Origin of the sequence: Nocardioides sp. LHG3406-4 (assembly GCF_049897745.1) — a bacterium.
In the GTDB taxonomy this organism is placed as follows: domain Bacteria; phylum Actinomycetota; class Actinomycetes; order Propionibacteriales; family Nocardioidaceae; genus Nocardioides.
Genome location: NZ_JAFCWV010000004.1, coordinates 327,787 through 348,257 on the forward strand (window position 1 = coordinate 327,787; position 20,471 = coordinate 348,257).

At 70.9% G+C, this 20,471-nt stretch carries 24 protein-coding genes; 15 read left to right on the forward strand and 9 right to left on the reverse strand.

Annotated features, from left to right (window positions below):
• Positions 1-39 precede the first annotated feature (39 nt).
• The gene (locus ACP7BP_RS15780; RefSeq protein WP_426245921.1) at positions 40-402 is read right to left on the reverse strand and encodes a DsrE family protein; all 363 of its coding nucleotides are present in this window, start codon (positions 400-402) and stop codon (positions 40-42) included.
• 23 nt (positions 403-425) lie between these two features.
• Between ACP7BP_RS15780 and ACP7BP_RS15785 the strand changes: the two genes are divergently transcribed.
• From ACP7BP_RS15785 to ACP7BP_RS15795, 3 genes are read left to right on the forward strand one after another with little or no spacing between them, the layout of a single operon-like run.
• Positions 426-920 carry an FABP family protein gene (locus tag ACP7BP_RS15785; protein ID WP_426245922.1) on the forward strand — a complete coding sequence of 165 codons (495 nt, stop codon included), beginning with the start codon at positions 426-428 and terminating at the stop codon, positions 918-920.
• Positions 920-1,369, forward strand: a complete 450-nt coding sequence (locus ACP7BP_RS15790; protein ID WP_426245923.1) for a Fur family transcriptional regulator — start codon at positions 920-922, stop codon at positions 1,367-1,369. The genes ACP7BP_RS15785 and ACP7BP_RS15790 overlap by 1 nt, the downstream gene beginning before the upstream one ends.
• Positions 1,362-2,291: a YgfZ/GcvT domain-containing protein gene (locus ACP7BP_RS15795; protein ID WP_426245924.1), complete on the forward strand. Its 930-nt coding sequence runs from the start codon at positions 1,362-1,364 to the stop codon at positions 2,289-2,291. The genes ACP7BP_RS15790 and ACP7BP_RS15795 overlap by 8 nt, the downstream gene beginning before the upstream one ends.
• 213 nt (positions 2,292-2,504) lie before the next feature.
• Here the strand turns inward: ACP7BP_RS15795 and mshD are convergent, their stop codons facing one another.
• Together mshD and ACP7BP_RS15805 are read right to left on the reverse strand one after the other, a co-directional pair.
• A complete protein-coding gene (gene mshD / locus ACP7BP_RS15800) occupies positions 2,505-3,329 on the reverse strand; it encodes a mycothiol synthase (RefSeq protein WP_426245926.1) in 825 nt (274 codons plus the stop codon).
• Complete coding sequence (locus ACP7BP_RS15805; protein ID WP_426245927.1) at positions 3,322-4,095, reverse strand: response regulator transcription factor; 774 nt, start codon at positions 4,093-4,095, stop codon at positions 3,322-3,324. The genes mshD and ACP7BP_RS15805 overlap by 8 nt, the downstream gene beginning before the upstream one ends.
• Positions 4,096-4,139: 44 nt before the next feature.
• Here ACP7BP_RS15805 and ACP7BP_RS15810 point away from each other — a divergent pair, with 44 nt between their 5' ends.
• Both ACP7BP_RS15810 and ACP7BP_RS15815 read left to right on the forward strand, forming a co-directional pair.
• The gene (locus tag ACP7BP_RS15810; protein ID WP_426245929.1) at positions 4,140-4,445 is read left to right on the forward strand and encodes a MoaD/ThiS family protein; all 306 of its coding nucleotides are present in this window, start codon (positions 4,140-4,142) and stop codon (positions 4,443-4,445) included.
• A gap of 268 nt (positions 4,446-4,713) precedes the next feature.
• Positions 4,714-6,825, forward strand: coding sequence for a carboxypeptidase regulatory-like domain-containing protein (locus tag ACP7BP_RS15815; RefSeq protein ID WP_426245930.1), 2,112 nt, complete (start codon positions 4,714-4,716; stop codon positions 6,823-6,825).
• Between the two features lie 76 nt (positions 6,826-6,901).
• Here the strand turns inward: ACP7BP_RS15815 and ACP7BP_RS15820 are convergent, their stop codons facing one another.
• The gene (locus ACP7BP_RS15820) at positions 6,902-8,281 is read right to left on the reverse strand and encodes a M14 family zinc carboxypeptidase (protein WP_426245931.1); all 1,380 of its coding nucleotides are present in this window, start codon (positions 8,279-8,281) and stop codon (positions 6,902-6,904) included.
• Between the two features lie 152 nt (positions 8,282-8,433).
• On the opposite strand from ACP7BP_RS15820, the gene ACP7BP_RS15825 reads away from it, so the two are divergent.
• The 5 genes from ACP7BP_RS15825 (at position 8,434) to ACP7BP_RS15845 (ending at position 11,169) form a co-directional block, all read left to right on the forward strand.
• Positions 8,434-8,889: a thioredoxin family protein gene (locus ACP7BP_RS15825; protein ID WP_426245933.1), complete on the forward strand. Its 456-nt coding sequence runs from the start codon at positions 8,434-8,436 to the stop codon at positions 8,887-8,889.
• A 256-nt stretch (positions 8,890-9,145) separates the two neighbouring features.
• Positions 9,146-9,634, forward strand: a complete 489-nt coding sequence (locus ACP7BP_RS15830) for a DUF4395 domain-containing protein (protein WP_426245934.1) — start codon at positions 9,146-9,148, stop codon at positions 9,632-9,634.
• A gap of 40 nt (positions 9,635-9,674) precedes the next feature.
• Positions 9,675-10,538, forward strand: coding sequence for a sulfurtransferase (locus tag ACP7BP_RS15835; RefSeq protein WP_426245935.1), 864 nt, complete (start codon positions 9,675-9,677; stop codon positions 10,536-10,538).
• Positions 10,538-10,834, forward strand: a complete 297-nt coding sequence (locus ACP7BP_RS15840) for a DUF1416 domain-containing protein (RefSeq protein ID WP_426245937.1) — start codon at positions 10,538-10,540, stop codon at positions 10,832-10,834. Before ACP7BP_RS15835 ends, ACP7BP_RS15840 begins: the two co-directional genes overlap by 1 nt.
• Positions 10,835-10,902: 68 nt before the next feature.
• Positions 10,903-11,169: an acylphosphatase gene (locus ACP7BP_RS15845; RefSeq protein WP_426245938.1), complete on the forward strand. Its 267-nt coding sequence runs from the start codon at positions 10,903-10,905 to the stop codon at positions 11,167-11,169.
• A gap of 18 nt (positions 11,170-11,187) precedes the next feature.
• Here the strand turns inward: ACP7BP_RS15845 and dtd are convergent, their stop codons facing one another.
• The gene (gene dtd, locus ACP7BP_RS15850) at positions 11,188-11,610 is read right to left on the reverse strand and encodes a D-aminoacyl-tRNA deacylase (protein ID WP_426245939.1); all 423 of its coding nucleotides are present in this window, start codon (positions 11,608-11,610) and stop codon (positions 11,188-11,190) included.
• A 43-nt stretch (positions 11,611-11,653) separates the two neighbouring features.
• Between dtd and ACP7BP_RS15855 the strand changes: the two genes are divergently transcribed.
• The 4 genes from ACP7BP_RS15855 (at position 11,654) to ACP7BP_RS15870 (ending at position 14,824) form a co-directional block, all read left to right on the forward strand.
• On the forward strand, positions 11,654-12,493 hold the full coding sequence (locus tag ACP7BP_RS15855; protein WP_426245940.1) for a 3-keto-5-aminohexanoate cleavage protein: 840 nt from the start codon (positions 11,654-11,656) through the stop codon (positions 12,491-12,493).
• A gap of 16 nt (positions 12,494-12,509) precedes the next feature.
• Positions 12,510-13,583, forward strand: coding sequence for an alpha/beta fold hydrolase (locus tag ACP7BP_RS15860; protein ID WP_426245942.1), 1,074 nt, complete (start codon positions 12,510-12,512; stop codon positions 13,581-13,583).
• 99 nt (positions 13,584-13,682) lie between these two features.
• Positions 13,683-14,522, forward strand: a complete 840-nt coding sequence (locus tag ACP7BP_RS15865; RefSeq protein WP_426245944.1) for a class I SAM-dependent methyltransferase — start codon at positions 13,683-13,685, stop codon at positions 14,520-14,522.
• Positions 14,523-14,587: 65 nt separating this feature from the next.
• Complete coding sequence (locus ACP7BP_RS15870; protein ID WP_426245945.1) at positions 14,588-14,824, forward strand: hypothetical protein; 237 nt, start codon at positions 14,588-14,590, stop codon at positions 14,822-14,824.
• A 79-nt stretch (positions 14,825-14,903) separates the two neighbouring features.
• On the opposite strand, the gene cysN is transcribed toward ACP7BP_RS15870, so the two are convergent.
• From cysN to cysC, 4 genes are all read right to left on the reverse strand, one after another.
• The gene (gene cysN, locus ACP7BP_RS15875) at positions 14,904-16,175 is read right to left on the reverse strand and encodes a sulfate adenylyltransferase subunit CysN (protein ID WP_426245947.1); all 1,272 of its coding nucleotides are present in this window, start codon (positions 16,173-16,175) and stop codon (positions 14,904-14,906) included.
• On the reverse strand, positions 16,175-17,089 hold the full coding sequence (gene cysD / locus ACP7BP_RS15880; RefSeq protein ID WP_426245948.1) for a sulfate adenylyltransferase subunit CysD: 915 nt from the start codon (positions 17,087-17,089) through the stop codon (positions 16,175-16,177). The genes cysN and cysD overlap by 1 nt, the downstream gene beginning before the upstream one ends.
• Positions 17,090-17,174: 85 nt before the next feature.
• The gene (locus ACP7BP_RS15885) at positions 17,175-18,188 is read right to left on the reverse strand and encodes a sulfite exporter TauE/SafE family protein (RefSeq protein WP_426245950.1); all 1,014 of its coding nucleotides are present in this window, start codon (positions 18,186-18,188) and stop codon (positions 17,175-17,177) included.
• Positions 18,188-19,408 carry an adenylyl-sulfate kinase gene (gene cysC, locus ACP7BP_RS15890; protein ID WP_426245952.1) on the reverse strand — a complete coding sequence of 407 codons (1,221 nt, stop codon included), beginning with the start codon at positions 19,406-19,408 and terminating at the stop codon, positions 18,188-18,190. The genes ACP7BP_RS15885 and cysC overlap by 1 nt, the downstream gene beginning before the upstream one ends.
• A gap of 40 nt (positions 19,409-19,448) precedes the next feature.
• On the opposite strand from cysC, the gene ACP7BP_RS15895 reads away from it, so the two are divergent.
• Positions 19,449-20,435, forward strand: a complete 987-nt coding sequence (locus tag ACP7BP_RS15895; protein WP_426245953.1) for an asparaginase — start codon at positions 19,449-19,451, stop codon at positions 20,433-20,435.
• Positions 20,436-20,471 lie beyond the last annotated feature (36 nt).

The following is a 20,471-nucleotide window of genomic DNA, read 5'->3' on the forward strand; positions in this document are numbered from 1 at the left end:
TATCGGCGCGATCCCCCGGTGGTTCCCTCGGTGGCTCCGTCAGTAGACGAGCGCCTGCACGTCCGGTTGGAGGATCTCCTCGGCGAAGGACGCTGCGCCTGCGATGACCGCACCCTCGACGAGGTCGGCCTCGACGATGCCGCGCCGGGCGGCGCACTGGGAGCAGACGGTCACTCGCCCTCCGGCCAGCACCGCGTCGCGAAGCTGGGCCAGCGGCGTGGCGAGGTCGAGCGCGAACTCCTCGGCGCGTCCGGGCACACCGAACCACGCCGCCTCGCCGGTGAGCCACAGCGAGACATCCGCCCCGGAGGCGAGGGCGGAGGCGGCGACGGTGAAGCCCTGGTTGCACCGTTCGGGAGCTTCGGTGCCGCAGGTGACCTTGACGACGAGGGAGCGGGACATGCGCCCCACACTAAACTCACCCCATGCCCTTCGAGCTCCCCGACAACCTGCACCCCAACTGCGGCCCGGTCGCCTGGCTGCTGGGGACCTGGCGCGGCAACGGGCGCGGCGACTACCCGACCATCGACCCGTTCGAGTACCGCCAGGAGCTGATCTTCACCCACGACGGCCGCCCGTTCTTCCACTACATGGCGCGCGCCGAGATCATCGACGAGTCGGGCGAGAAGGTCCGCGACGGCGCCATCGAGACCGGCTTCCTCCGCTGCCCCGAGCCGGGCAAGGTCGAGTTCCTGCTCAGCCACAACACCGGCTTCGTCGAGATCTGGTACGGCACGGCCGAGGGCGGCAAGCTCCAGCTGACGACCGACGCCGTGGTCCGCACCGCCACGGCCAAGGAGTACGTCGGCGGCACCCGGCTCTACGGCAACGTCGAGGGCGACCTGCTCTACGCCCACGACATGGCCGCGATGGGGCAGGAGCTCCAGTCACACCTGTGGGCCAGGCTGCAGCGCGCGTGATGAACGACGACCTGGCAGACCGGCTCCGGGGCAGTGGCTACCGGCTCACCGCCCAGCGCCAGCTGATCCTGCGGGCCGTCGAGGAGCTGGGTCACGCGACGCCCGACGAGGTGCTGGCGCACGTGCGCGACAGGTCGGCGGCGGTGAATGCCTCGACGATCTACCGGACGCTGGAGGTGCTCGAGGAGCTGGGCCTGGTGCGGCACACGCACCTGAGCGACCGCGCTCCGACGTACCACTCGACGACGGAGCCGTCGCACTTCCACCTGGTCTGCCGGAATTGCCACCGGGTCCGGTCGGTTGCACCAGATGTGGCCGCACCTCTGGTGGAGACCCTGCGCTCGGAGCACGGGTTCGCCATCGACCTCGGACACCTCGCGGTGTTCGGGCACTGTGAGACCTGCGAGACCCCGACCGACCCCCACCCCGAGGACCACTCCCATGGCTAGCCCGCTGCTCGACCTGCCCGGTGCCGTCGCCGGAGACGGCGTGGATGCGCCGGTAGCCGCCCACTACGGCTCCTTCAACGGCGAGCAGCGCACCCTCGTGGCCGGAGACGGCTTCGTCGACCTCTCGCACCGCGACGTCATCCGCGTCTCCGGGCCCGACCGGCTGACCTGGCTGCACTCGCTGACCACCCAGCACCTCACCGACCTGGCGCCCGGCACCTGGACCCAGGCGCTCATCCTCAGCCCCCAGGGGCACGTCGAGCACGCGTTCACCGGTGTCGACGACGGGGAGTCCTTCACGGCCCACACCGAGCCGGGTGCCGGAGCGGCGGTCGTCGAGTTCCTGAACAGGATGCGCTTCATGATGCGCGTGGAGGTCGTCGAGGTGACCGACGACGTCGCGGTCACGTGGCGCGCCGGCCACTACGACCTCGTGCCGCGCGAGCGGCTGACCGAGTACGCCGCGGCTGCTGGACCGCCGTGCGGGTCGTGGGCCTTCGAGGCGCTGCGGATCGAGCGCGGCGAGGTGCGGTACGGCATCGACACCGACCACCGGACCATCCCCAACGAGGTCGGCGCCATCCCGGCCGCCGTACACCTCGACAAGGGGTGCTACCGCGGTCAGGAGACGGTCGCGCGCGTGCACACCCTGGGGCGTCCGCCGCGTCGGCTGACGCTGCTGCACCTCGACGGGTCAGAGAACCGGCTGCCGGCCGCCGGGGGCGACGTACGCCTCGGGGACAAGGTGGTCGGGTTCGTCGGCTCCAGCGCGCGGCACCACGAGCTCGGCCCGATCGCGCTGGCCCTGCTCAAGCGGAACGTCCCGATCGACGCGGCCCTCGACGTCGAGGGCATGCCGGCGGCGCAGGAGCCGGTCGTCGACCCCGAGATCGGCCTGCACGTCCGCCCCAAACTCCGTTGAGTTGCGCCTCAGTGCCTGTTGAGTTGCGCGTCTGCACCCGTTGACTCGCGCCTTAGCGCATGTTGAGTTGCGCGTCTGTACCTGTTGACTTGCGCCTCGCGATCCACCGGGTACGCGGGCGCGACTCACCGGGTACGCGGGCGCGACTCAACGGGTACGCGGGCGCGACTCAACGGGTACGCGGGCGCGACTCGACGGGTACGGCGGCGCGACTCAACGACGGGCATACATGACGTGGGTGTCGGAGTCGGCGTGGGTGAAGCCGAGCCCGGAGTAGACGGCGAGGGCGGGTGCGTTGTCGGACTCGACGTAGAGCAGCACCGACTCGACGCCGGCGGCCGCCAGGTGCTCGAGGCCGGCCAGGGTGAGGGCCTTGCCGAGCCCGCGGCCCTGGGCCGAGGGGTCGATGCCGACCACGTAGACCTCTCCCAACGTGGGCGAGTGCCGCTTCGTCCAGTGGAACCCCAGCACCTGGTCACCGTCGGTCGCGACCAGCAGACCGGCGGCGTCGAACCACGGCTCGGCCATCCGGGTCGCGAGGTTGGCGGCGTCCATCGAGCCCTGCTCCGGGTGATGGGCGAAGGCGGCAGCGTTGACGCGCACGATGTCGCCGGCGTCCTCGTCGCGGTAGGTGCGGATCGTGACGCCGGGAAGGTCGCGGCGGGTGGGCAGCGGCAGGTCCGTCGGGCGACGCATCACCCACAGGTCGCGCACCCGCGCGAACCCGTGCCGTGCGGCCAGCGCGGCGGCGGCGGGGTGGCCGCCGTGCGACCACGCGCGCACCGGGCCCTCGAGCCCGGACAGGGTCTCGGCGACCAGACGGCCGCCCACCCCGGTACCGCGGCGGTCGGGGGCGACGGCGACCGCCAGCTCGCCGTCGTGCAGGAGGGCGAACCCACCCTCCGCCTCGTGTACGACGACCCCGGGCGCGTCGTGGCGCAGCGCGAGCCACATCGCCTCGTCCAGGGGCTCGGCCCCGTCGGCGGCCGTGGCCGCGGCGGAGACGTCGCGGATCCGGTCGAGGTCCACGTCAGGCATCGGAGCGCTCGCGGTCGGTGACCGACGCGCCTGCCGGCCCGCCCGACCCGGCCACCGAGCCGGGCGCGTCCTTGCTGGCCGCATCCTTCTTGGGCAGGACGAACCGGTAGCCGACGTTGCGCACGGTGCCGATGAGGGTCTCGTTCTCGGGCCCGAGCTTCGCCCGGAGTCGTCGTACGTGCACGTCGACGGTGCGGGTGCCGCCGAAGTAGTCGTAGCCCCAGACCTCCTGGAGCAGCTGCTGGCGCGAGAAGACGCGGCCGGGGTGCTGGGCGAGGTACTTCAACAGCTCGAACTCCTTGAAGGTCAGGTCGAGCGTACGGCCGCTCACCTTCGCGGTGTACGTCGCGTCGTCGACGACCACCTCCCCGGTCCGGATGACGTGCGACTCGGGGTCGTCGGCGTCGCGCTGGGCCCGCAGCCGGCCGATGGCCAGCTTGATGCGTGCCTCGAGCTCTGCCGGTCCGCAGGTGTGGAGCACGACGTCGTCCATGCCCCAGTCGTGCTGCACGACGGCGAGCCCGCCCTCGGTGACCACGAGGAGCACGGGGACGTCCGTGCCGGTCGTGCGGATCAACCGGCACAGGTCGCGCGAGTGGGCGAGGTCCTGGCGGCCGTCGACCAGGAGGAGGTCGGCGTCCGGCGCGTCGAGCAGTGCGCTGCCCTCGGCGGGCAGGATCCGGACCTGGTGCCCGAGAAGGCCGAGGCCGGGCAGCACCTCGGCCGACGGCTGGAGCGCGCTCGTGAGGAGGAGCAGGATGCTCATGCCAGCCTCCTCGCAGGATGGACGATAAGGAAGGATATCGAGCCATGGGCCCCACACCCGGACAACCGACGGCAGTTGAGACCGCGGCATCCGTCACCGTTCACTACTGGGCGGCGGCGCGGTCGGCGGCCGGCACGGACTCAGACACCTTCCCGGTCGACGGGCGCGTCAGCCTGGCCGACGTGCTCGGACTGGTCAGGGCGGCCCGTCCGTCGCCCGAGCTCGCGCGCGTGCTCGGTGTCTGCGCGGTCCTGATCGGCGACCGGCCGACGGGTTCGCGCGCCGCCGAGGACGTGGTCGTCGAGCCCGGGGAGACGGTGGAGTTGCTGCCTCCGTTCGCAGGCGGCTGAGGCAGCCGCCGCGGGGCTGGCAACCCGGCCCAGGGCGCGGCCGGTCCGATCCGGACGTAGCATCCATCAGGCAACCACAAATGGCCATACGGAGTTCACTCCGCTGTTGCCGTGGTTAGGTTCAAGCGCGGGGGCGATGAGCGTCTCCGCATGTGTGCGCATATCCATGCGAAAGGTGGAGCGTGTGAAGAGAGAACAAACGCGACGGGGGACTCGTCGCCTGACGTCACTGGGGGCGCTCACTGCGCTCGTCGGTGGTGCACTCACGATGGGCCTGGTCACCCCGGCCCACGCGGCAGGGGTGAACGTCACCACGACGATCACCGATCCCGCCGGAAACCCGATCGAGGGCAGCATCTCTGCCTACGCTCTCGGCGGCGATGGCAGCTACAACTACGTCGACTCGCAGTTCGCCACCGGTGGCGTGGTCAACCTGCCCGTCGAGCCGGGCACCTACAAGTTCAGCTTCGACGACTTCTCGGGTCGTCACGTGTCCGAGTGGTACACCGACAAGGCCGATATGGCCACGGCCGACGCCGTCGCCGTGACCGGCCCGACCGCTCTGGCGCCGGTGCAGCTGGCCGTCAACCCGATCGTCACGGGCACCGTCGTCGACGACACCGGCCGCCCGCTCTCGGGCGCCCGCGTCACGGCGTACGACGCCGCCACGGGCGACCCCACGTCGGTCGACGAGACCGACCGGACCGGTGTCTTCACGCTGGGTGCGGCCGTGGGCAACTACAAGCTCGAGGTCGACGGGGTCAACGACTACGCCGGCGAGTGGTACAACAACAAGGTCGACGAGGCTTCTGCCGACCCGATCGCCGTACCCGCCGCCGGTGTCAACGTCGGTGCCATCACCCTGACCGAGGGCACGACCGTCAGCGGCACCGTGACCGGCAACGCCGGCGTCCCGCTGGAGCGGGCCCGCGTCGAGATCTACCGGCCGGCGGACAGCTTCGCGTTCGAGTCCGACCTGACTGACGCGGCCGGCAACTTCACCCTCGAGGGCGTCGAGCCGGGCAGCTACAAGCTCCGCTTCAGCGACCCGGTGGGCGAGTACCTCACCGAGTGGTACGCCGACAAGGGCGACCAGGCGACGGCCGACGCCGTCGTCGTCGCCAAGGACACCCCGCTCGCGGGCATCGCGGTCAACCTCGCTCCCGACCCGGCTGCTGCGATCGACCCGGCCACCGTCGACCTGACCGGTGCCGTCGTCGACTCGTCGGGCAAGCCGGTCGTCGGCGCCCAGGTGGAGGCGGAGTCCACTCCTCTCAACGAGGAGAACCGCAGCACCGACCAGGTGCGCACGAACCGTGCCGGCATCTACGCCTTCACCGACCTCGACCCGGCCGCCAGCGGCCAGTCCGAGGACACCTTCAAGGTGTCGGCGTACGACCCTCTGGAGCGCGAGGAAGGGCAGTTCTACCGCCTGAGCTCCTACTTCGGTGGCGCCAAGCTCTACGACAACGCCGACTCCGTGGTCCTCACGCCCGGTGCTGCCAAGGGTGGCGTGAACATCACCCTGCCGCTGACCGGCGGCGTGTCCGGCACGATCACCAGCGAGTCCGGCCTGCCGGTCTCGGCGACGTACGCCTCGTTCATCAACTCGGACAGCTTCGGCGGCGACCAGGCGGGTGCCAAGTCCAACGGCACCTACCAGACCACCGCCCTGACGCCGGGCACCTACAAGGTGCTCTTCGGTGACTCCGGTGTGGGTCTCGAGCGGCACGCTCCCGAGTGGTACAACAACGCCCGCTTCGAGGACGCCAAGACCATCACGGTCAAGAGCGGCCAGATGGTCACCGGCATCAACGCGGCTCTGAACGAGGACCTGCGTGCGGTCAAGAAGCCGGAGATCAAGGGCAAGCCGTACGTCAACGGCACCGTCCGGGCGACCCCCGGCGAGTGGACCCTCTCCGAGGGCACGACCTACCGCTACGAGTGGCTGATCGGCTCGGCCGTGGTCGGCTCCGGCTCGACCTACAAGCTCTCCAAGAGCAACATGGGCGACCGGATCACGCTGCGGGTGACCGCCGAGAACGCCCCGTACGACGGCCAGGCGCTGGTGACCTCGCAGGTCATCAAGAAGCAGCCGAAGGTCAAGATCAAGGCCCACGGCAAGTCCGCCTCCATCGCGGTCAAGGTCAAGGGCCTCAAGGCCAAGAAGATCAAGGGCTCCGTCACGGCGCGCGAGATCGTCAAGGTCAAGGCCAACGGCGAGCCGAAGTACAAGAAGCTCGGCAAGGCCAAGATCACGAACGGCAAGGGCCACGTGTCGCTCGCCAAGCTCAAGGGCAAGGGCAAGCACAAGGTCGTCTTCACGTTCAAGTTCAAGGGCAAGGTCGGCAACATCGAGATCACCAAGAAGATCAAGTGACCTCGGTGCGCTGATGCACTGACGCAAGGAAGGGCCCCGGCGACATCGTCGCCGGGGCCCTTCGTCGTTCAGGCCGTCAGCAGGTCTCGACCGGCGTGGCCTCGGCGATCCGGTACTCGGAGCGCGCGTCGAGGAGCAGCGGGATGAGGGGCTGGTCCTCCTGGGCCATCGTCACGAACGCACCCTGCGGGTTGTTCTGCCAGGTGATGCCGTGCAGGCGCAGCACCGTGGCCAGGCTGGTGCGCTGCTCGGCGGTGAGCTGGTAGCCGCACATCGGCTCCGGCTCGACCTCGGAGGACGAGGTGGGCACCATGTTGTCCTGGCCGGCGAAGTAGACCACGCCGCTGCGCTCGGCACCCTCGGTGGTCACGCGCTCCGCCGCCGCCGCGGTCTCCGCGACCAGCGTGTCCCGGTTCTCCAGCGTGAACTCGGCGCTGCCGACGGCGCTGAGGTAGTTGACCTCGACGCGACGCCGGTTGAGCAGCGACTCGTCGGCCTCCTCCTCGGCGTTCAGCGGCTCGTTGGCGGTCTCGCTGAGCATGCCCACGACGTTCTGCAGGCCGGCGTAGTTGCGCAGGATGCGTCCCTGCTCGTCGCCTGCCACCTGGCGGAAGGGCTCGCCGTCCTTGACGTAGATGCCGTACTCGCCGGACGTGTAGCCGGCGCTGGTCACCTGGGCGCCGCTGTACTCCTCGCTCATGCTCTTGGCGAGGTCGTGGATCGTCGGGTCGGACTGCCGGTTGCGCGGCCAGAGCTGGAGGAGATCGGTGTGGTAGTAGGGATTCGGGCCGAACTCGTGCAGGTCGTTGAGCACGTCGGGCTTCCAGTCCCGGATCGTCTTCACGATGGCCCGTGCCTCGGGCGACTCCAGGGCCATGTAGTCGCGGTTGACGTCGAGGCCCTGGGCGTTCTCCCGGGTGTCGGCCACCCAGCCGTCGGGGTTGACGTTGACGAACAGGACCGTGGTGTTGCGCAGGAGGCGCAACCACGACGGGTCGGTCGTGGTGGACATGTCGCGAGCCAGCTGCATGCACGACTCCCGCCCGGACGGCTCGTCGCCGTGGACCGAGCAGGTGTACATCAGCACCGACCCGCTGCGCGCCGCGCCGGGCTCGGCGGGGGCCGGGTCACCGACGGAGACCAGCTGGAGGGGCCGGCCCTCGTTGCTTCGCCCGATGGTCTGGACCCTCACCCGGTCGCTGCTCTCGTCGAGCGCTCGCCAGAAGCGCTGCGCCTCCGGAACGGTCGTCCAGGCGGCGCCGTTCGACTCCTCGAAGGGAGTGCGCAACGTGTCGTCGGCGGCCTGCAAGGTCGCCGGCATCTCGGAGCCCTCGTCGGGCGCCGCGTTGAGGGTGCCGGTCGCCGGGGTGGCGACCCAGATGCCGACCGCGACCGCGACCCCGGTCAGGATCGCGACTGGACGGCGCAACGGTGTGGTGCGGTGGGGAATTCTCATGGCGCTCCTCGAGAACGCGCCGCGCCGGGCCCCATGCTGCATGCCCGAGTCGCAGCGAACAATGGTTGGCCTCTGCACCCTTTCGCGTCGCTCGGGTGCAGGGCAAGGGTCCCGGCTGGAATGTCCACGCTCTGGGCGTGGTTGCTGCTGTCATGTCGACTGGTCAGTGGGTGCTCGTGGTCGCCGTCCTGCTCGCCGTGGCCCTCGGCTGCTGGCGCATGGTCGTCGACGGGCGGTTCCGCGGCACCCACCGCGTCCGTGGGGCCGAGAGCCCGGTCGTAGGCGAGGCCACCGACGCGACGAACCTGCTCGCTGCGACGGCGTACGCCGAGAGGCTGGGGGAGCGCGCCACGCTGCTGCAGTTCTCCAGCGCCTTCTGCGCCCCCTGCCGGGCGACCCGCGTCGTGCTCGCCGGCGTCGCGGACGCGGTGCCGGGCGTGACGCACCTGGAGGTCGACGCCGAGCAGCACCTGGAGCTGGTACGCCGGGTGGGCGTGCTGCGCACCCCGACCACGCTGGTGCTCGACGCCGCGGGCGCCGAGGTGGCCCGGGCGGCCGGGGCCCCGACGAGCAGCCAGGTGCTGGCCGCCCTGAGCAAGGCCGTGTGACCACGATATGGACGTCCCATCCACATGTTGAGATGGGCGCTGGGTGGGACGTGCGGCCTCCCCTACTGTTCTGGCCATGCCCTCGACCATGCTGACCCGGCGCCGCGCAGTGGACCACTGCCGCGTGCGCTCGTCGCTGTGTCGAATGTCCTGACGGGCGCACATCCCGCCGGCCATTGTCTAGTCTTCTAGTGGACCATGGCGGCCCCGTGCGCCCGTGCCGCCATCCATCCGCGCAGGACAGCAGGAGACATCCATGACGCACGACACCCTGGCCGCCGGCTGGGTCGAGACCCCGGTGCGACCGGCCGGCATCGACCCGCGGGGCCCGCGGCTCTCGGCAGCGCTGACCACCCTGGTGCTGGCTGTGGTGCTGCTCCTGGCGCCGGGCCCGGTCGCCGCGGTGCTGCTCGCCGCGCAGGCGGGAGTCTTCGCCACCGGTGCATTGCTCGGGGTCCAGCGCACGCCGTACGCGCTGGTCTTCCGCAGCCTCGTGCGACCCCGGCTCTCGCCGCCTGCGCACCTCGAGGACGCCGGGCCGCCCCGGTTCGCCCAGGGCGTCGGCCTGGGCTTCACCGTGATCGCGCTGGTGGCGTTCGTCGCCGGCGCGACGACCGTCGGCCTCGTGGCGACCGGCCTCGCGCTGGCTGCCGCCCTGCTCAACGCCGCCTTCGGCTTCTGCCTGGGCTGCGAGCTCTACCTCACCGGCGCGCGGGTGCTCTCCCGCGGCGTCACCGCCCGCTGACCGCAACAAGGCTGTCCGCACCGTGAAAGGGATCACCACCATGAGCCGCGAAACCGCACTCGTCTCCACCCAGTGGGTGGAGGACCACCTCGAGAGCGACGGTGTCGTCGTCATCGAGGTCGACGAGGACACCAGCGCCTACGACAAGGGCCACATCCGTGGCGCCATCAAGCTCGACTGGACCACCGACCTGCAGGACCAGGTGCGTCGCGACTTCGTCGGCAAGACGCAGTTCGAGGAGCTCCTCTCCAGCCGCGGCGTCGCCAACGACGACACCGTCGTGCTCTACGGCGGCAACAACAACTGGTTCGCCGCGTACGCCTACTGGTACTTCAAGCTCTACGGTCACCAGGACGTCAAGCTGATGGACGGCGGTCGGAAGAAGTGGGAGCTCGACTCCCGCGAGCTGACCGACGAGGTGCCGACGCGGACGAAGACGTCGTACACCGCCCAGGAGCAGGACCAGTCGATCCGCGCCTTCCGCGACGAGACAGTGGCCGCGATCGGCGTCAAGAACCTCATCGACGTGCGGAGCCCCGACGAGTACGCCGGCCGGCTGCTCGCCCCGGCCCACCTCCCGCAGGAGCAGGCCCAGCGCGCCGGCCACGTGCCGACCTCCCTCAACGTGCCGTGGAGCAAGAACGCCAACGACGACGGCACCTTCAAGTCCGACGAGGAGCTCAAGGCCCTCTACGACCAGGTCGGGATCGACGACTCCAAGGACACCATCGCCCTGTGCCGCATCGGTGAGCGTTCGTCGCTGACCTGGTTCGTGCTCCGTGAGCTCCTCGGCCACCAGAACGTCAAGAACTACGACGGCTCCTGGACCGAGTACGGCTCCCTGGTCGGCGTGCCCGTCGCCCTCGGCGACGAGCCGGGCTCCGCCGACGAGGTGCGGGCCTGATGTGCGGCGCGACTGCGGGCGGTCTGTCCCTCGACGGCGTCAACGTGGCCAAGGAGGCGGTGATCCAGGGCCAGGTGACGCGGGCCGGCGAGCCGGTCTCGTCGGCGTACGTCCGGCTCCTGGACCGCACCGGGGAGTTCACCGCCGAGGTGCCCACCTCCGCGACCGGTCACTTCCGCTTCTTCGCGGGCGAGGGTGAGTGGACCCTGCGCACGCTGGCACCGAAGGCAGACCCGGTCGACACAAAGGTGAGCGCGGCCATCGGCACGGTGGCAGAGGTCGCTGTCGCGATCTGACTCACCGCCGACCCACGCGAGGCCCCGTCCCTGTCCCAGGGGGCGGGGCCTCTGCCTAGGCTGGGCCGATGACCCGACGCCGCGTGATCGTGCGTGGACACGTGCAGGGCGTCTTCTTCCGGGCCTCGTGTGCGCAGGAGGCCGCCCGCCACGACGTCGCGGGCTGGGTGTCGAACCGCCCGGACGGCACCGTGGAGGCCCTCTTCGAAGGTGAGCGCGACAGCGTCGAGGCGATGGTCGCCTGGTGCCGGGTGGGGCCACCGGCCGCGGTGGTCGACGGCGTGGACGTCACCGAGGAGCGGCCGCAGGGGGAGCAGGGCTTCGAGGCCCGCTGAGTGGCCGGCGCGGCGCGGCTAGCGCTCGAGGAGGACCGTGAACGGTCCGTCGTTGACGGACTCCACGAGCATGCCCGCCCCGAAGCGCCCCTCCTCGACCCGGGCCCCCAACGCCCGCAGGGCGGCGCAGCAGGACGCGTACACCGGCTCGCTCACCTCGCCCGGTGCGGCGGCCTGCCAGGTGGGACGGCGGCCCTTGCGAGCGTCGCCGTACAGCGTGAACTGGCTGACGACCAGGATCGGCGCGCCGAGGTCGGAGGCCGACTGCTCGTCGCGCAGGATGCGCAGGTCCCAGACCTTGCGGGCGAGCCAGCCGACCTCCGCGGGGCCGTCGCCGTGGGTGATGCCGAGGTAGACGAGCAGTCCGGTGCCGATCCCGCCCACGAGCTCGTCGTCGACGGTGACCCGGGCAGAGGTGACTCTCTGGACGACGGCGCGCATGGCGACATTCTGGGGGAGGCGGTCCTCTGACACGATGACGCCCATGCCTGACGACGTTCCCGCCGACCGCCTGCTCGTGACCGTCGCGCCCACCGGCGCCGAGACGACCAAGGCCGACTGTCCGCAGCTGCCCACCACCATCGACGAGCTGGTGCGCACCGCGGTCGAGTGCGAGGCGGCGGGTGCGGCGATGATCCACGTGCACATCCGCGACGACCAGCACGCGCCCACGCTCGACCTGGGCCGGCTCAAGGAGACCGTCGCTGCGCTCAAGGAGAGCACCGGACTGGTCGTGCAGCTGTCCACGGGCGGCTCCGTCCACGACCCGCTCGACCGGCGCCTGAAGGTGCTGGACGCCGAGCCCGACTCGTGCAGCCTGACGATGGGCACCACCAACTTCGGCGACGACGTGTTCTCCAACCCGTGGCCCTTCGTGTGCGAGCTCTACCAGCTCAGCCAGGAGCGCGGGGTCGTGCCGGAGTTCGAGCTCTTCGACCTCGGGCAGGTGCACGCGCTGACCCGGCTGCTCGCGAAGTACGGCCTGCCGGCGGGCGGCAAAGTGCACTGCGACCTTGTGATGGGCGTGCCCGGCGGCATGAACGGTACGACGGACGCGTTGGTCGCCTCCGTGCGCGACCTGCCTCCCGAGGTGACGTCGTGGTCGGCCACCGGCATCGGCCGGTCGACGCTGCCGGTCGCGCTGGCGGCCCTCTCCAAGGGCGGCCACCTGCGCGTCGGCATGGAGGACGTGCTGACCCTGAGCCGCGGCGTACCCGTGGAGAGCAACCGGCAGCTGGTGGAGCGGGCGGTCGAGCTGGGCCGCGCCGCCCAGCGGACGCCGATGACGCCCGGCGAGGCACGCACCCTGCTCGGCGTCGCCTGAGGTCTACCATCGTCGGGTGGCTGCGGCGCCCCAGCAGGAGATCAGGTTCGCCCGCGCGCCCGACGGCGTGCGGATCGCCTACGCCGTCCACGGCTCGGGCCCGCCGCTGGTCGTCGACTCCTGCTGGCTGAGCCACCTCCAGCACGACTGGGTCTCCCCGGTCTGGCGGCACCACCTCGCGGAGTGGAGCAGCTACCGCACGGTCATCCGGTACGACGAGCGCGGTCACGGGCTCTCGGACCGGGACGTCGCCGACTTCTCGCTGGAGGCCAGGCTCGGAGACCTTGAGGCCGTCGTGGACGACGCCGGCCTGGAGGAGTTCGCGCTGCTCGCGATGGCGCAGGGCGGGCCGGTGGCCACGGCGTACGTCGACCGGCACCCCGGCCGCGTTTCCCGCATCGTGTTCTACGGCAGCTATGCGGCGGCCCACCGGAACCCGACGCCCGACGACCTGGCGCTCGACGAGGCGTTCGAGACGCTGATCCGCGTCGGCTGGGGACGGCCCGAGTCGGAGTTCCGCCGCGTGTTCACCTCGATGATGATCCCGGGCGCCACCGAGGAGCAGCGGGTCTGGCTCGACGAGCTGCAGCGGATGGCGGTCGACGCGGACACAGCGGTGCGGGCCCGGCGACAACGAGCGCAGGCCGATGCGTGCCACCTCCTCGGGAACATCGGCGTGCCCACCATGGTCATCCACTCCCTGGGCGACCGGATGAACGACTTCGACCAGGCGCGGCACCTCGCCTCCGAGATCCCTGGTGCCCGGCTCGTCGCCCTCGACAGCGACAACCACATCCTGCTGGAGGACGAGCCGGCCTGGCCGGTGTACGCCGCCGAGATGCGCGCGTTCCTCACCGACGGGACGCGGTCCGCGCAGGTGCCAGACGCGGCCGTCGGGCAGCTCACGGCCCGCGAGCGTGAGGTGCTGGCGCTGGCCGCCCAGGGACTCGGCAACCTGGCCATCGCCGAACGGCTGACGCTCAGCGACCGCACCGTCGAGCGACACCTGCACAACATCTACGCGAAGCTCGGCATCGAGGGCCGGACGGCCCGCACCGCCGCCGTCGCGCGGTACCTCGCCGCCACCTGAGCCCTACGCGTCAGCCGCCACCGGGCCAGCGTCGACAGGTGAGGAGTTGCGTGCCTGCACCGATGCCGGAGCCGGGCGTCGGCGGGCACCGTTGCACCCATGACAACCAACACTGCGACAGACGAAGACCGATCCCTCAAGCAGCGCCACGCCACCATGTGGGCGCTCGGCGACTACACCGACGTCGCCACCGAGGTCATCCCGACCCTGGGCCCCGTGCTCGTGCGGGCCTGCGGGGTGTCCGAGGGGCAGCGGGTGCTCGACGTGGCGGCCGGCGCCGGCAACGCGGCCCTGCCGGCGGCCCGCACCGGAGCGGCCGTGTGGGCGACCGACCTCACCCCCGAGCTGCTCGACCGCGGTCGAGCAGCCGCCGAGGCCGAGGGCCTCGACCTCTCCTGGCAGGTGGCCGACGCCGAGGCGCTGCCGTGCCGCGACGGCGAGTACGACGTGGTCATGTCGTGCGTCGGCGTCATGTTCGCGCCGCACCACGAGGCGTCGGCGGCCGAGCTGCTGCGGGTGTGCCGCCCGGGCGGCACCATCGGGCTGCTCAGCTGGACGCCGGCCGGCTTCATCGGCCAGATGTTCGCGACCATGAAGCCGTACGCCGCCGCTCCTCCTCCGCCGGGCAGCCAGCCGCCGCCCCTGTGGGGCGACGTCGACCACGTGCGCGGCCTCTTGGGCGACGGCGTGTCCGACCTGACGGCCAGCACCGCCTCGCTGGAGGTCGACCGGTTCGACGACCCGGCGGGCTTCCTCGACTTCTTCAAGGCGAAGTACGGCCCCACCATCGCGGCGTACAAGGGCCTGGCGGGGGACGAGCAGCGCATCGCCGCCCTGGACCGGGAGCTGATCGAGCTGGCCGGACGGTTCGGGCGGGAGAGCGACGCCGGGTTCGTCATGGACTGGGAGTACCTCCTCGTGACCGCCACCCGCGCCTGACCGGAGCGGCTCGGGAGCCGGGGCTAGATTCGGGTCGTTCGCCCCGACCCGTGAGGAGAGACGGCATGGACCAGCAGGACGCACGTGTGGAGGCACTGCGCAACGTGGTGCAGCGGGTGACGTCGTGGCAGGAGTCGGCCACCGACGGCACCGTGCACGAGGAGCTCGAGAGAGGCTTGGCCGAGGCGGGGGTGACGCTCACGCCGGAGCAGCGAGACCAGGTCGCGACGCAGATCTCAGACGGCCAGGACGTCGACGTGGAGGCGCTGGCGGCCGACTCCGAGGGGGGCGGCCCGGCCTAGCGGCCACCGGTCGCGTCCCAGGGTGCGAAACGGCCCGGCAGACCAGGTGGTCTGCCGGGCCGTGCTGCGCGACTCCGGGTCAGGAGGCGCTGTTGATCATGCCGGCGCCGACGGTGACGCCGGTCGCCTCGTCGATCAGGATGAAGGAGCCGGTGGTGCGGTTCTTCGAGTAGGGGTCGCAGAGCAGCGGCACGGTGGTGCGCAGCTGGACGCGACCGATCTCGTTGAGACCGATCTCCTTGGTGTCCTGGTCGCGGTGCAGGGTGTTGACGTCGAGGCGGTACTGGACGTCCTTCACCATCGCGCGGGCGGTGCGGGTGGTGTGCTTGATGGCGAGCTTCTGGCGCGGGCGCAGCGGCTCGTTGGTCATCCAGCAGATCATCGCGTCGATGTCCTGGCTCGGCTTCGGCGCGTTGTTGAGCCGGGCGATCATGTCGCCACGCGACACGTCGACGTCGTCCTCGAGGCGCACCGTCACCGACATCGGCGGGAACGCCTCGTCGACCTCCTTGTCGAAGAGGTCGATCGCCTCGATCCTCGACGTCATGCCCGAGGGGAGTACGACGACCTCGTCGCCCCGCTTGAGGACGCCGCCGGCCACCTGGCCGGCGTAGCCGCGGTAGTCGTGGTAGGCGTCGGACTTCGGCCGGACGACGTACTGGACCGGGAAGCGGACGTCGACCAGGTCGCGGTCAGACGCCACGTGGACGTGCTCGAGGTGGTGCATCAGCGTCGGCCCGGAGTACCACGGCATGTTCTCGGAGCGGTTGACCACGTTGTCACCCTGCAGCGCCGAGATCGGGATGACCTCGAGGTCGGGGATGTTGAGCTTGGTCGCGAACTGGGTGAACTCCTTGTGGATCCGCTCGTAGGTCTCCTGGGAGAACTCGACGAGGTCCATCTTGTTGACCGCCAGCACCAGGTGCGGGACCCGGAGCAGCGAGAGGATCACCGCGTGCCGGCGGGACTGCTCGGTCAGGCCCTGACGGGCGTCGACGAGCACGAGGCCGAGGTCCGCGGTGGAGGCACCGGTGACCATGTTGCGGGTGTACTGAACGTGCCCGGGCGTGTCGGCGATGATGAACTTGCGGCTCGGCGTCGCGAAGTAGCGGTAGGCCACGTCGATGGTGATGCCCTGCTCGCGCTCGGAGCGCAGGCCGTCGGTGAGCAGCGCGAGGTCGGTGTAATCGTAGCCCTTGGACTTGCTGGTCGACTCGACCGACTCCAGCTGGTCCTCGAAGATCGACTTGGAGTCGAGCAGCAGCCGCCCGATGAGGGTGGACTTGCCGTCGTCGACCGACCCGGCGGTGGCGAAGCGGAGGAGATCCATCTGGTCGTTGCCGTCAGCCATCAGAAGTAGCCTTCCTTCTTGCGGTCTTCCATGGCCGCCTCGGAGAAACGGTCGTCACCACGGGTGGCGCCACGCTCGGTCACCCGGGCGACGGCCACCTCCTCGATGATCTCGGCAGTGGTGGACGCCTCGCTCTCGACACAGCCGGTGAGCGTCATGTCGCCGACGGTGCGGAAGCGGACGGTGCGAGTCTCGATCTTCTCGTTCCCCTTGGGCTGCACGGCGTCGGAGGCCGACAGCAGCATGCCGTCGCGGGCGATGACCTCGCGCTGGTGGGAGAAGTAGATCGTCGGGATCTCGATCTGCTCGCGGTCGATGTAGTACCAGATGTCGAGCTCGGTCCAGTTGGACAGCGGGAAGATCCGCATGTGCTCGCCCTCGTGGATGCGGCCGTTGTAGAGGCTCCACAGCTCGGGGCGCTGCATCTTCGGGTCCCACTGACCGAACTCGTCGCGGTGGGAGTAGACGCGCTCCTTGGCGCGGGCCTTCTCCTCGTCGCGGCGGCCGCCGCCGAAGGCGGCGGTGAAGCCCTCCACCTCGATGGCGTTCAGCAGGCTGCCGATCTGCATCCGGTTGCGGCTGGTCTTGCCGTCGTCGACGATGACGCCGCTCTTGATGTCGTCGTCGACCGAGGCGACGACGAGGCGCACGCCGAGGCGGTTGACCCACGAGTCGCGGCACGACAGCACCTCGGGGAAGTCGAAGCCGTTGTCGACCTGGAGCACCGGGAAGGGGATCTTGGCGGGGTAGAACGCCTTCTCCGCCAGGCGGAGCATGACGATGGAGTCCTTGCCTCCGGAGAACATCAGGACCGGCTTCTCGAACTCTGCGGCGACCTCACGGAAGATGTGGATCGACTCCGCCTCGAGCTGGTCGAGCTGACTCAGCTGGTAGTCGGCATGGGTTTGTGTCATGACTGACGGGGGACCTCTCGTCGGAATGGCAACCGACATGGTATCCGTGCGGGCAGTCCTGCGAAGAACCGACGCTTTCGGGTGGTCAGGAGTCGTCGACCCGCTTCATGCCGACCAGGCCGGGCCGGTAGGACGGGTCCTCCAGCTCGGCCACGGTGGGCGAGCCGAACATCGGCAGTCCCGTCGTACGACGGATCAGCCCCCACACCAACGGGACCAGCACCAGCATCGCCAGGCCGATCCCGGCCACGAGCAGCGGCGACGTGTCGTCCTCGCCACTGCCGAGCGGCGCCCAGCCGGCCTTGTCGAGCAGCGCCACGCCGCTCATGGTGAGCACGACCACGATGCCGCGGCGGATGACCGACTGCGGCACCCGCGGGGCGATCTTGCTGCCGAGGATGGTGCCCGGCACCGAGCCGAGGATCAGCGGGATCGTCACGCCCCAGTCGAGGCCGTGCAGAGCGATGTTGGAGATGGCGGCCGCGAGCACCAGGGGCACTGCCTGCACCAGGTCGGTGCCGACCAGCTTCACGGCCGAGAGCCCGGGATAGAGCATCAGCAGCGCGATCATGATGACCGAGCCCGAGCCGACACTCGTCACGCCCACCAGCAGCCCGCCGAGCGCGCCGACCAGCAGCGTGGCGAGGGGCCGGATCGCGGGGTTGTCGTCGGGCGTGTGGCGGCCGCTGCGCACGCGCCGCAGGTTGATGTAGAGGCGCAGAGCGTAGGTGAGCGCCGCGAAGAGCAGGGCGAACCCGATGCACAGCTTGAGGACCCGGTCGAGCTCCCCGGGCGAGTCGGTGAACCACGAGACCAGGTAGGGCCCCAGCAGTGCCATCGGCACCGACCCGAGGACGAGCCACTTGGCCAGCTGGAGGTTCGGCGAGCCCTCGCGCTTGTGCACGATGGCGCCGCCGGTCTTGTAGACCGCCGCCGCCGTGAGGTCGGCCGTGACGACCGTGGCGGTGTCGCCGACTCCGAGGAAGATCAGCGCCGGCGTCATCAGCGCCCCACCGCCCATGCCGGTGAGGCCGACGACCACGCCGACGAGGAAGCCGGCGGCCAGGATGGCCAGGAAGGTGGTGGTGAGCCAGTCCATCAGGCGTCCTCGGTCGGGTCCGGTGAGAGGTCCACGTGACCGCTCTCGCCGAGCGCGACGAGCACGTCGTCGAGGGCGTCCTCGACGGTGCGGCCGGTGGTGTCGACGCGAACCGCGGCGTCGTCCGGCTCCTCGTAGGGCGAGGAGATGCCCGTGAACTCGGGGATCTCGCCGCGGCGCGCCTTGGCGTAGAGGCCCTTGCGGTCGCGGCGCTCGCACTCCTCCAAGGGGGTGGCGACGTGCACGAGGAAGAACGCCCCGCCGGCGGTCTCGACCATGTCGCGGACCTGCTGCCGGGTCTCGTCGAAGGGCGCGATCGGGCTGCACACCGCGATCCCGCCGTGCCGCGAGATCTCGGCGGCCACCCAGCCGATGCGGCGGATGTTGGTCTCGCGGTCGGCCTTCGAGAACGTCAGGCCGGCCGACAGGTTGCGGCGGACGACGTCGCCGTCGAGGCTCGTGACGGTGCGGCCGCCGTGCTCGAGGATGCGGTCCGTCAGGGCCTGGGCCAGGGTGGACTTGCCGCTTCCCGAGAGCCCGGTGAAGAAGACGACGAGCCCCTGCTCGCCCGGCTCGGGCCGGTCCTCGGCCACGATCGCGGCGATGTCGTCGGGCCAGGGGTCGTCGGCGTGCGGCTCGTGCAGGGCGTGCACAGGGTCGCCCGCCGCGTAGTTCTCGGCCACCCGCACGCCCAGGGCGTGGTCGGTCTCGGCGTCGCCGCGCGCGGCCAGGGGTACGACGACCACGTGCGCGTCCGGCAGGTCGCGGGCCGCTGCGAGGGTGGCTCGCACGAGGCCGATCGGCGAGAGCGCGGACGTGCCGTGGCCGGCGTACGTCAGCAGGACGACCCGGCCGACCTCGGCGAGGTCGTCGAGCTGGCCCGTGGTGAGAGCGTCGTCGACCGGCACGAACGTGGCACCGGCGTACTGCTCCCGCACCTGGGCGGGAGTGAGGCGAAGGCGGCGGAAGGGCCCGTGCTGGGCATGCGTGAGGGGCTCAACTTCGCCGGTCGCCGGGGTCACGCGCGCCAGCGGGAGGCCCTCCGGATCGACCACCTCGACCGCGTCGGCCGAGGCGAGGTCGGCGGGCAGGGTGAGGGTGACCGGGCTGCCCGGCTCGTTGAAGCGGGAGGTCGGGGCGACCGCGCCCGAGGTGAGCAGCTCGAGGTCGTCGAGCTCGGTCGGACTGGGGCAGTGCTGGGCGGGGGAGGTGGGTGACACGGGCGTCATCCTGCCACTCGTCGGTCGGTAGCCTGCGCTCATGCCTGCCGCCGCACCCGCCTCGGGACCCGCTTCCCTGCCCGCCGTCGCCGAGATCGTCCGATCGGGGTTCGTCGAGGGGCACCACTACGGCTCCCTCGCGGCCCTCGACGCCGACGGCCAGATCGCCTGGTCGGTCGGGGAGGTGCACGCGCCGGTGCTCCCGCGCTCGTGCAACAAGCCCGTGCAGGCACTCGCCATGGTCCGCCTCGGGCTCGACCTGCCGCCCGACCTGATGGCCCTGTCGTGCGCATCGCACTCGGGAGAGCCGTTCCACATCGACGGTGTGCGCCGCATCCTGGCCACCGCCGGTCTCGACGAGTCGGCGCTGCAGACCCCGCCCGACTTCCCGCTCGACGACGAGGCCCGCCAGGCCGTGATCCGCGCCGGCGGGTCGAAGTCGTCGATCCTGATGAACTGCTCGGGCAAGCACGCGGCGATGCTGGCCACCTGTGTGGTCAACGGGTGGGACACCGCCGGCTACCTCGAGCCCGAGCACCCGCTCCAGCTGGCGATCAAGCGCACGTTCGCCGAGCTGACCGGCGAGCCGGTGACGGCCGTGGCCGTCGACGGCTGCGGCGCACCGCTGCTCTCGACCTCGCTGACCGGGCTGGCGCGGGCGTTCCGGACGCTCGCGGTGGCGATGTCGGGCGACGAGCGCCGGGTGGCGGACGCGATCCGCGAGAACCCGGCGTACGTCTCGGGGAGCACGCGTGACGAGCTCGCCCTGCTGACCGCGATCCCCGGCGCCATCGGCAAGGCGGGCGCCGAGTCGTGCTACGCCGTGGCGCTGCCCGACGGGCGGGCGTTCGCCCTGAAGACCGACGACGGCGCCGCCCGGGTCCGGCCGGTGCTGATGGCCGCGGCGCTGGCCCGCAGCGGCGTCCTCGAGACAGCAGGCGTGGACGCCGACGCCGTACGCCGGACCGGTCACGTGCCGCTGCTGGGCGGAGGCGCCCCGGTCGGCGAGATCCGCGCCTGCTTCTGACGCCGGACCACCGGTGTGACTCGGTTCACGCTTGCT

Bases quoted from the DNA above. Each gene is read 5' to 3' on its own strand.
- ACP7BP_RS15780 (WP_426245921.1), bottom strand. From the start codon at position 402: ATGTCCCGCTCCCTCGTCGTCAAGGTCACCTGCGGCACCGAAGCTCCC.
- ACP7BP_RS15785 (WP_426245922.1), top strand. From the start codon at position 426: ATGCCCTTCGAGCTCCCCGACAACCTGCACCCCAACTGCGGCCCGGTC.
- ACP7BP_RS15790 (WP_426245923.1), top strand. From the start codon at position 920: ATGAACGACGACCTGGCAGACCGGCTCCGGGGCAGTGGCTACCGGCTC.
- ACP7BP_RS15795 (WP_426245924.1), top strand. From the start codon at position 1,362: ATGGCTAGCCCGCTGCTCGACCTGCCCGGTGCCGTCGCCGGAGACGGC.
- mshD (WP_426245926.1), bottom strand. From the start codon at position 3,329: ATGCCTGACGTGGACCTCGACCGGATCCGCGACGTCTCCGCCGCGGCC.
- ACP7BP_RS15805 (WP_426245927.1), bottom strand. From the start codon at position 4,095: ATGAGCATCCTGCTCCTCCTCACGAGCGCGCTCCAGCCGTCGGCCGAG.
- ACP7BP_RS15810 (WP_426245929.1), top strand. From the start codon at position 4,140: ATGGGCCCCACACCCGGACAACCGACGGCAGTTGAGACCGCGGCATCC.
- ACP7BP_RS15815 (WP_426245930.1), top strand. From the start codon at position 4,714: ATGGGCCTGGTCACCCCGGCCCACGCGGCAGGGGTGAACGTCACCACG.
- ACP7BP_RS15820 (WP_426245931.1), bottom strand. From the start codon at position 8,281: ATGAGAATTCCCCACCGCACCACACCGTTGCGCCGTCCAGTCGCGATC.
- ACP7BP_RS15825 (WP_426245933.1), top strand. From the start codon at position 8,434: ATGTCGACTGGTCAGTGGGTGCTCGTGGTCGCCGTCCTGCTCGCCGTG.
- ACP7BP_RS15830 (WP_426245934.1), top strand. From the start codon at position 9,146: ATGACGCACGACACCCTGGCCGCCGGCTGGGTCGAGACCCCGGTGCGA.
- ACP7BP_RS15835 (WP_426245935.1), top strand. From the start codon at position 9,675: ATGAGCCGCGAAACCGCACTCGTCTCCACCCAGTGGGTGGAGGACCAC.
- ACP7BP_RS15840 (WP_426245937.1), top strand. From the start codon at position 10,538: ATGTGCGGCGCGACTGCGGGCGGTCTGTCCCTCGACGGCGTCAACGTG.
- ACP7BP_RS15845 (WP_426245938.1), top strand. From the start codon at position 10,903: ATGACCCGACGCCGCGTGATCGTGCGTGGACACGTGCAGGGCGTCTTC.
- dtd (WP_426245939.1), bottom strand. From the start codon at position 11,610: ATGCGCGCCGTCGTCCAGAGAGTCACCTCTGCCCGGGTCACCGTCGAC.
- ACP7BP_RS15855 (WP_426245940.1), top strand. From the start codon at position 11,654: ATGCCTGACGACGTTCCCGCCGACCGCCTGCTCGTGACCGTCGCGCCC.
- ACP7BP_RS15865 (WP_426245944.1), top strand. From the start codon at position 13,683: ATGACAACCAACACTGCGACAGACGAAGACCGATCCCTCAAGCAGCGC.
- ACP7BP_RS15870 (WP_426245945.1), top strand. From the start codon at position 14,588: ATGGACCAGCAGGACGCACGTGTGGAGGCACTGCGCAACGTGGTGCAG.
- cysN (WP_426245947.1), bottom strand. From the start codon at position 16,175: ATGGCTGACGGCAACGACCAGATGGATCTCCTCCGCTTCGCCACCGCC.
- cysD (WP_426245948.1), bottom strand. From the start codon at position 17,089: ATGACACAAACCCATGCCGACTACCAGCTGAGTCAGCTCGACCAGCTC.
- ACP7BP_RS15885 (WP_426245950.1), bottom strand. From the start codon at position 18,188: ATGGACTGGCTCACCACCACCTTCCTGGCCATCCTGGCCGCCGGCTTC.
- ACP7BP_RS15895 (WP_426245953.1), top strand. From the start codon at position 19,449: ATGCCTGCCGCCGCACCCGCCTCGGGACCCGCTTCCCTGCCCGCCGTC.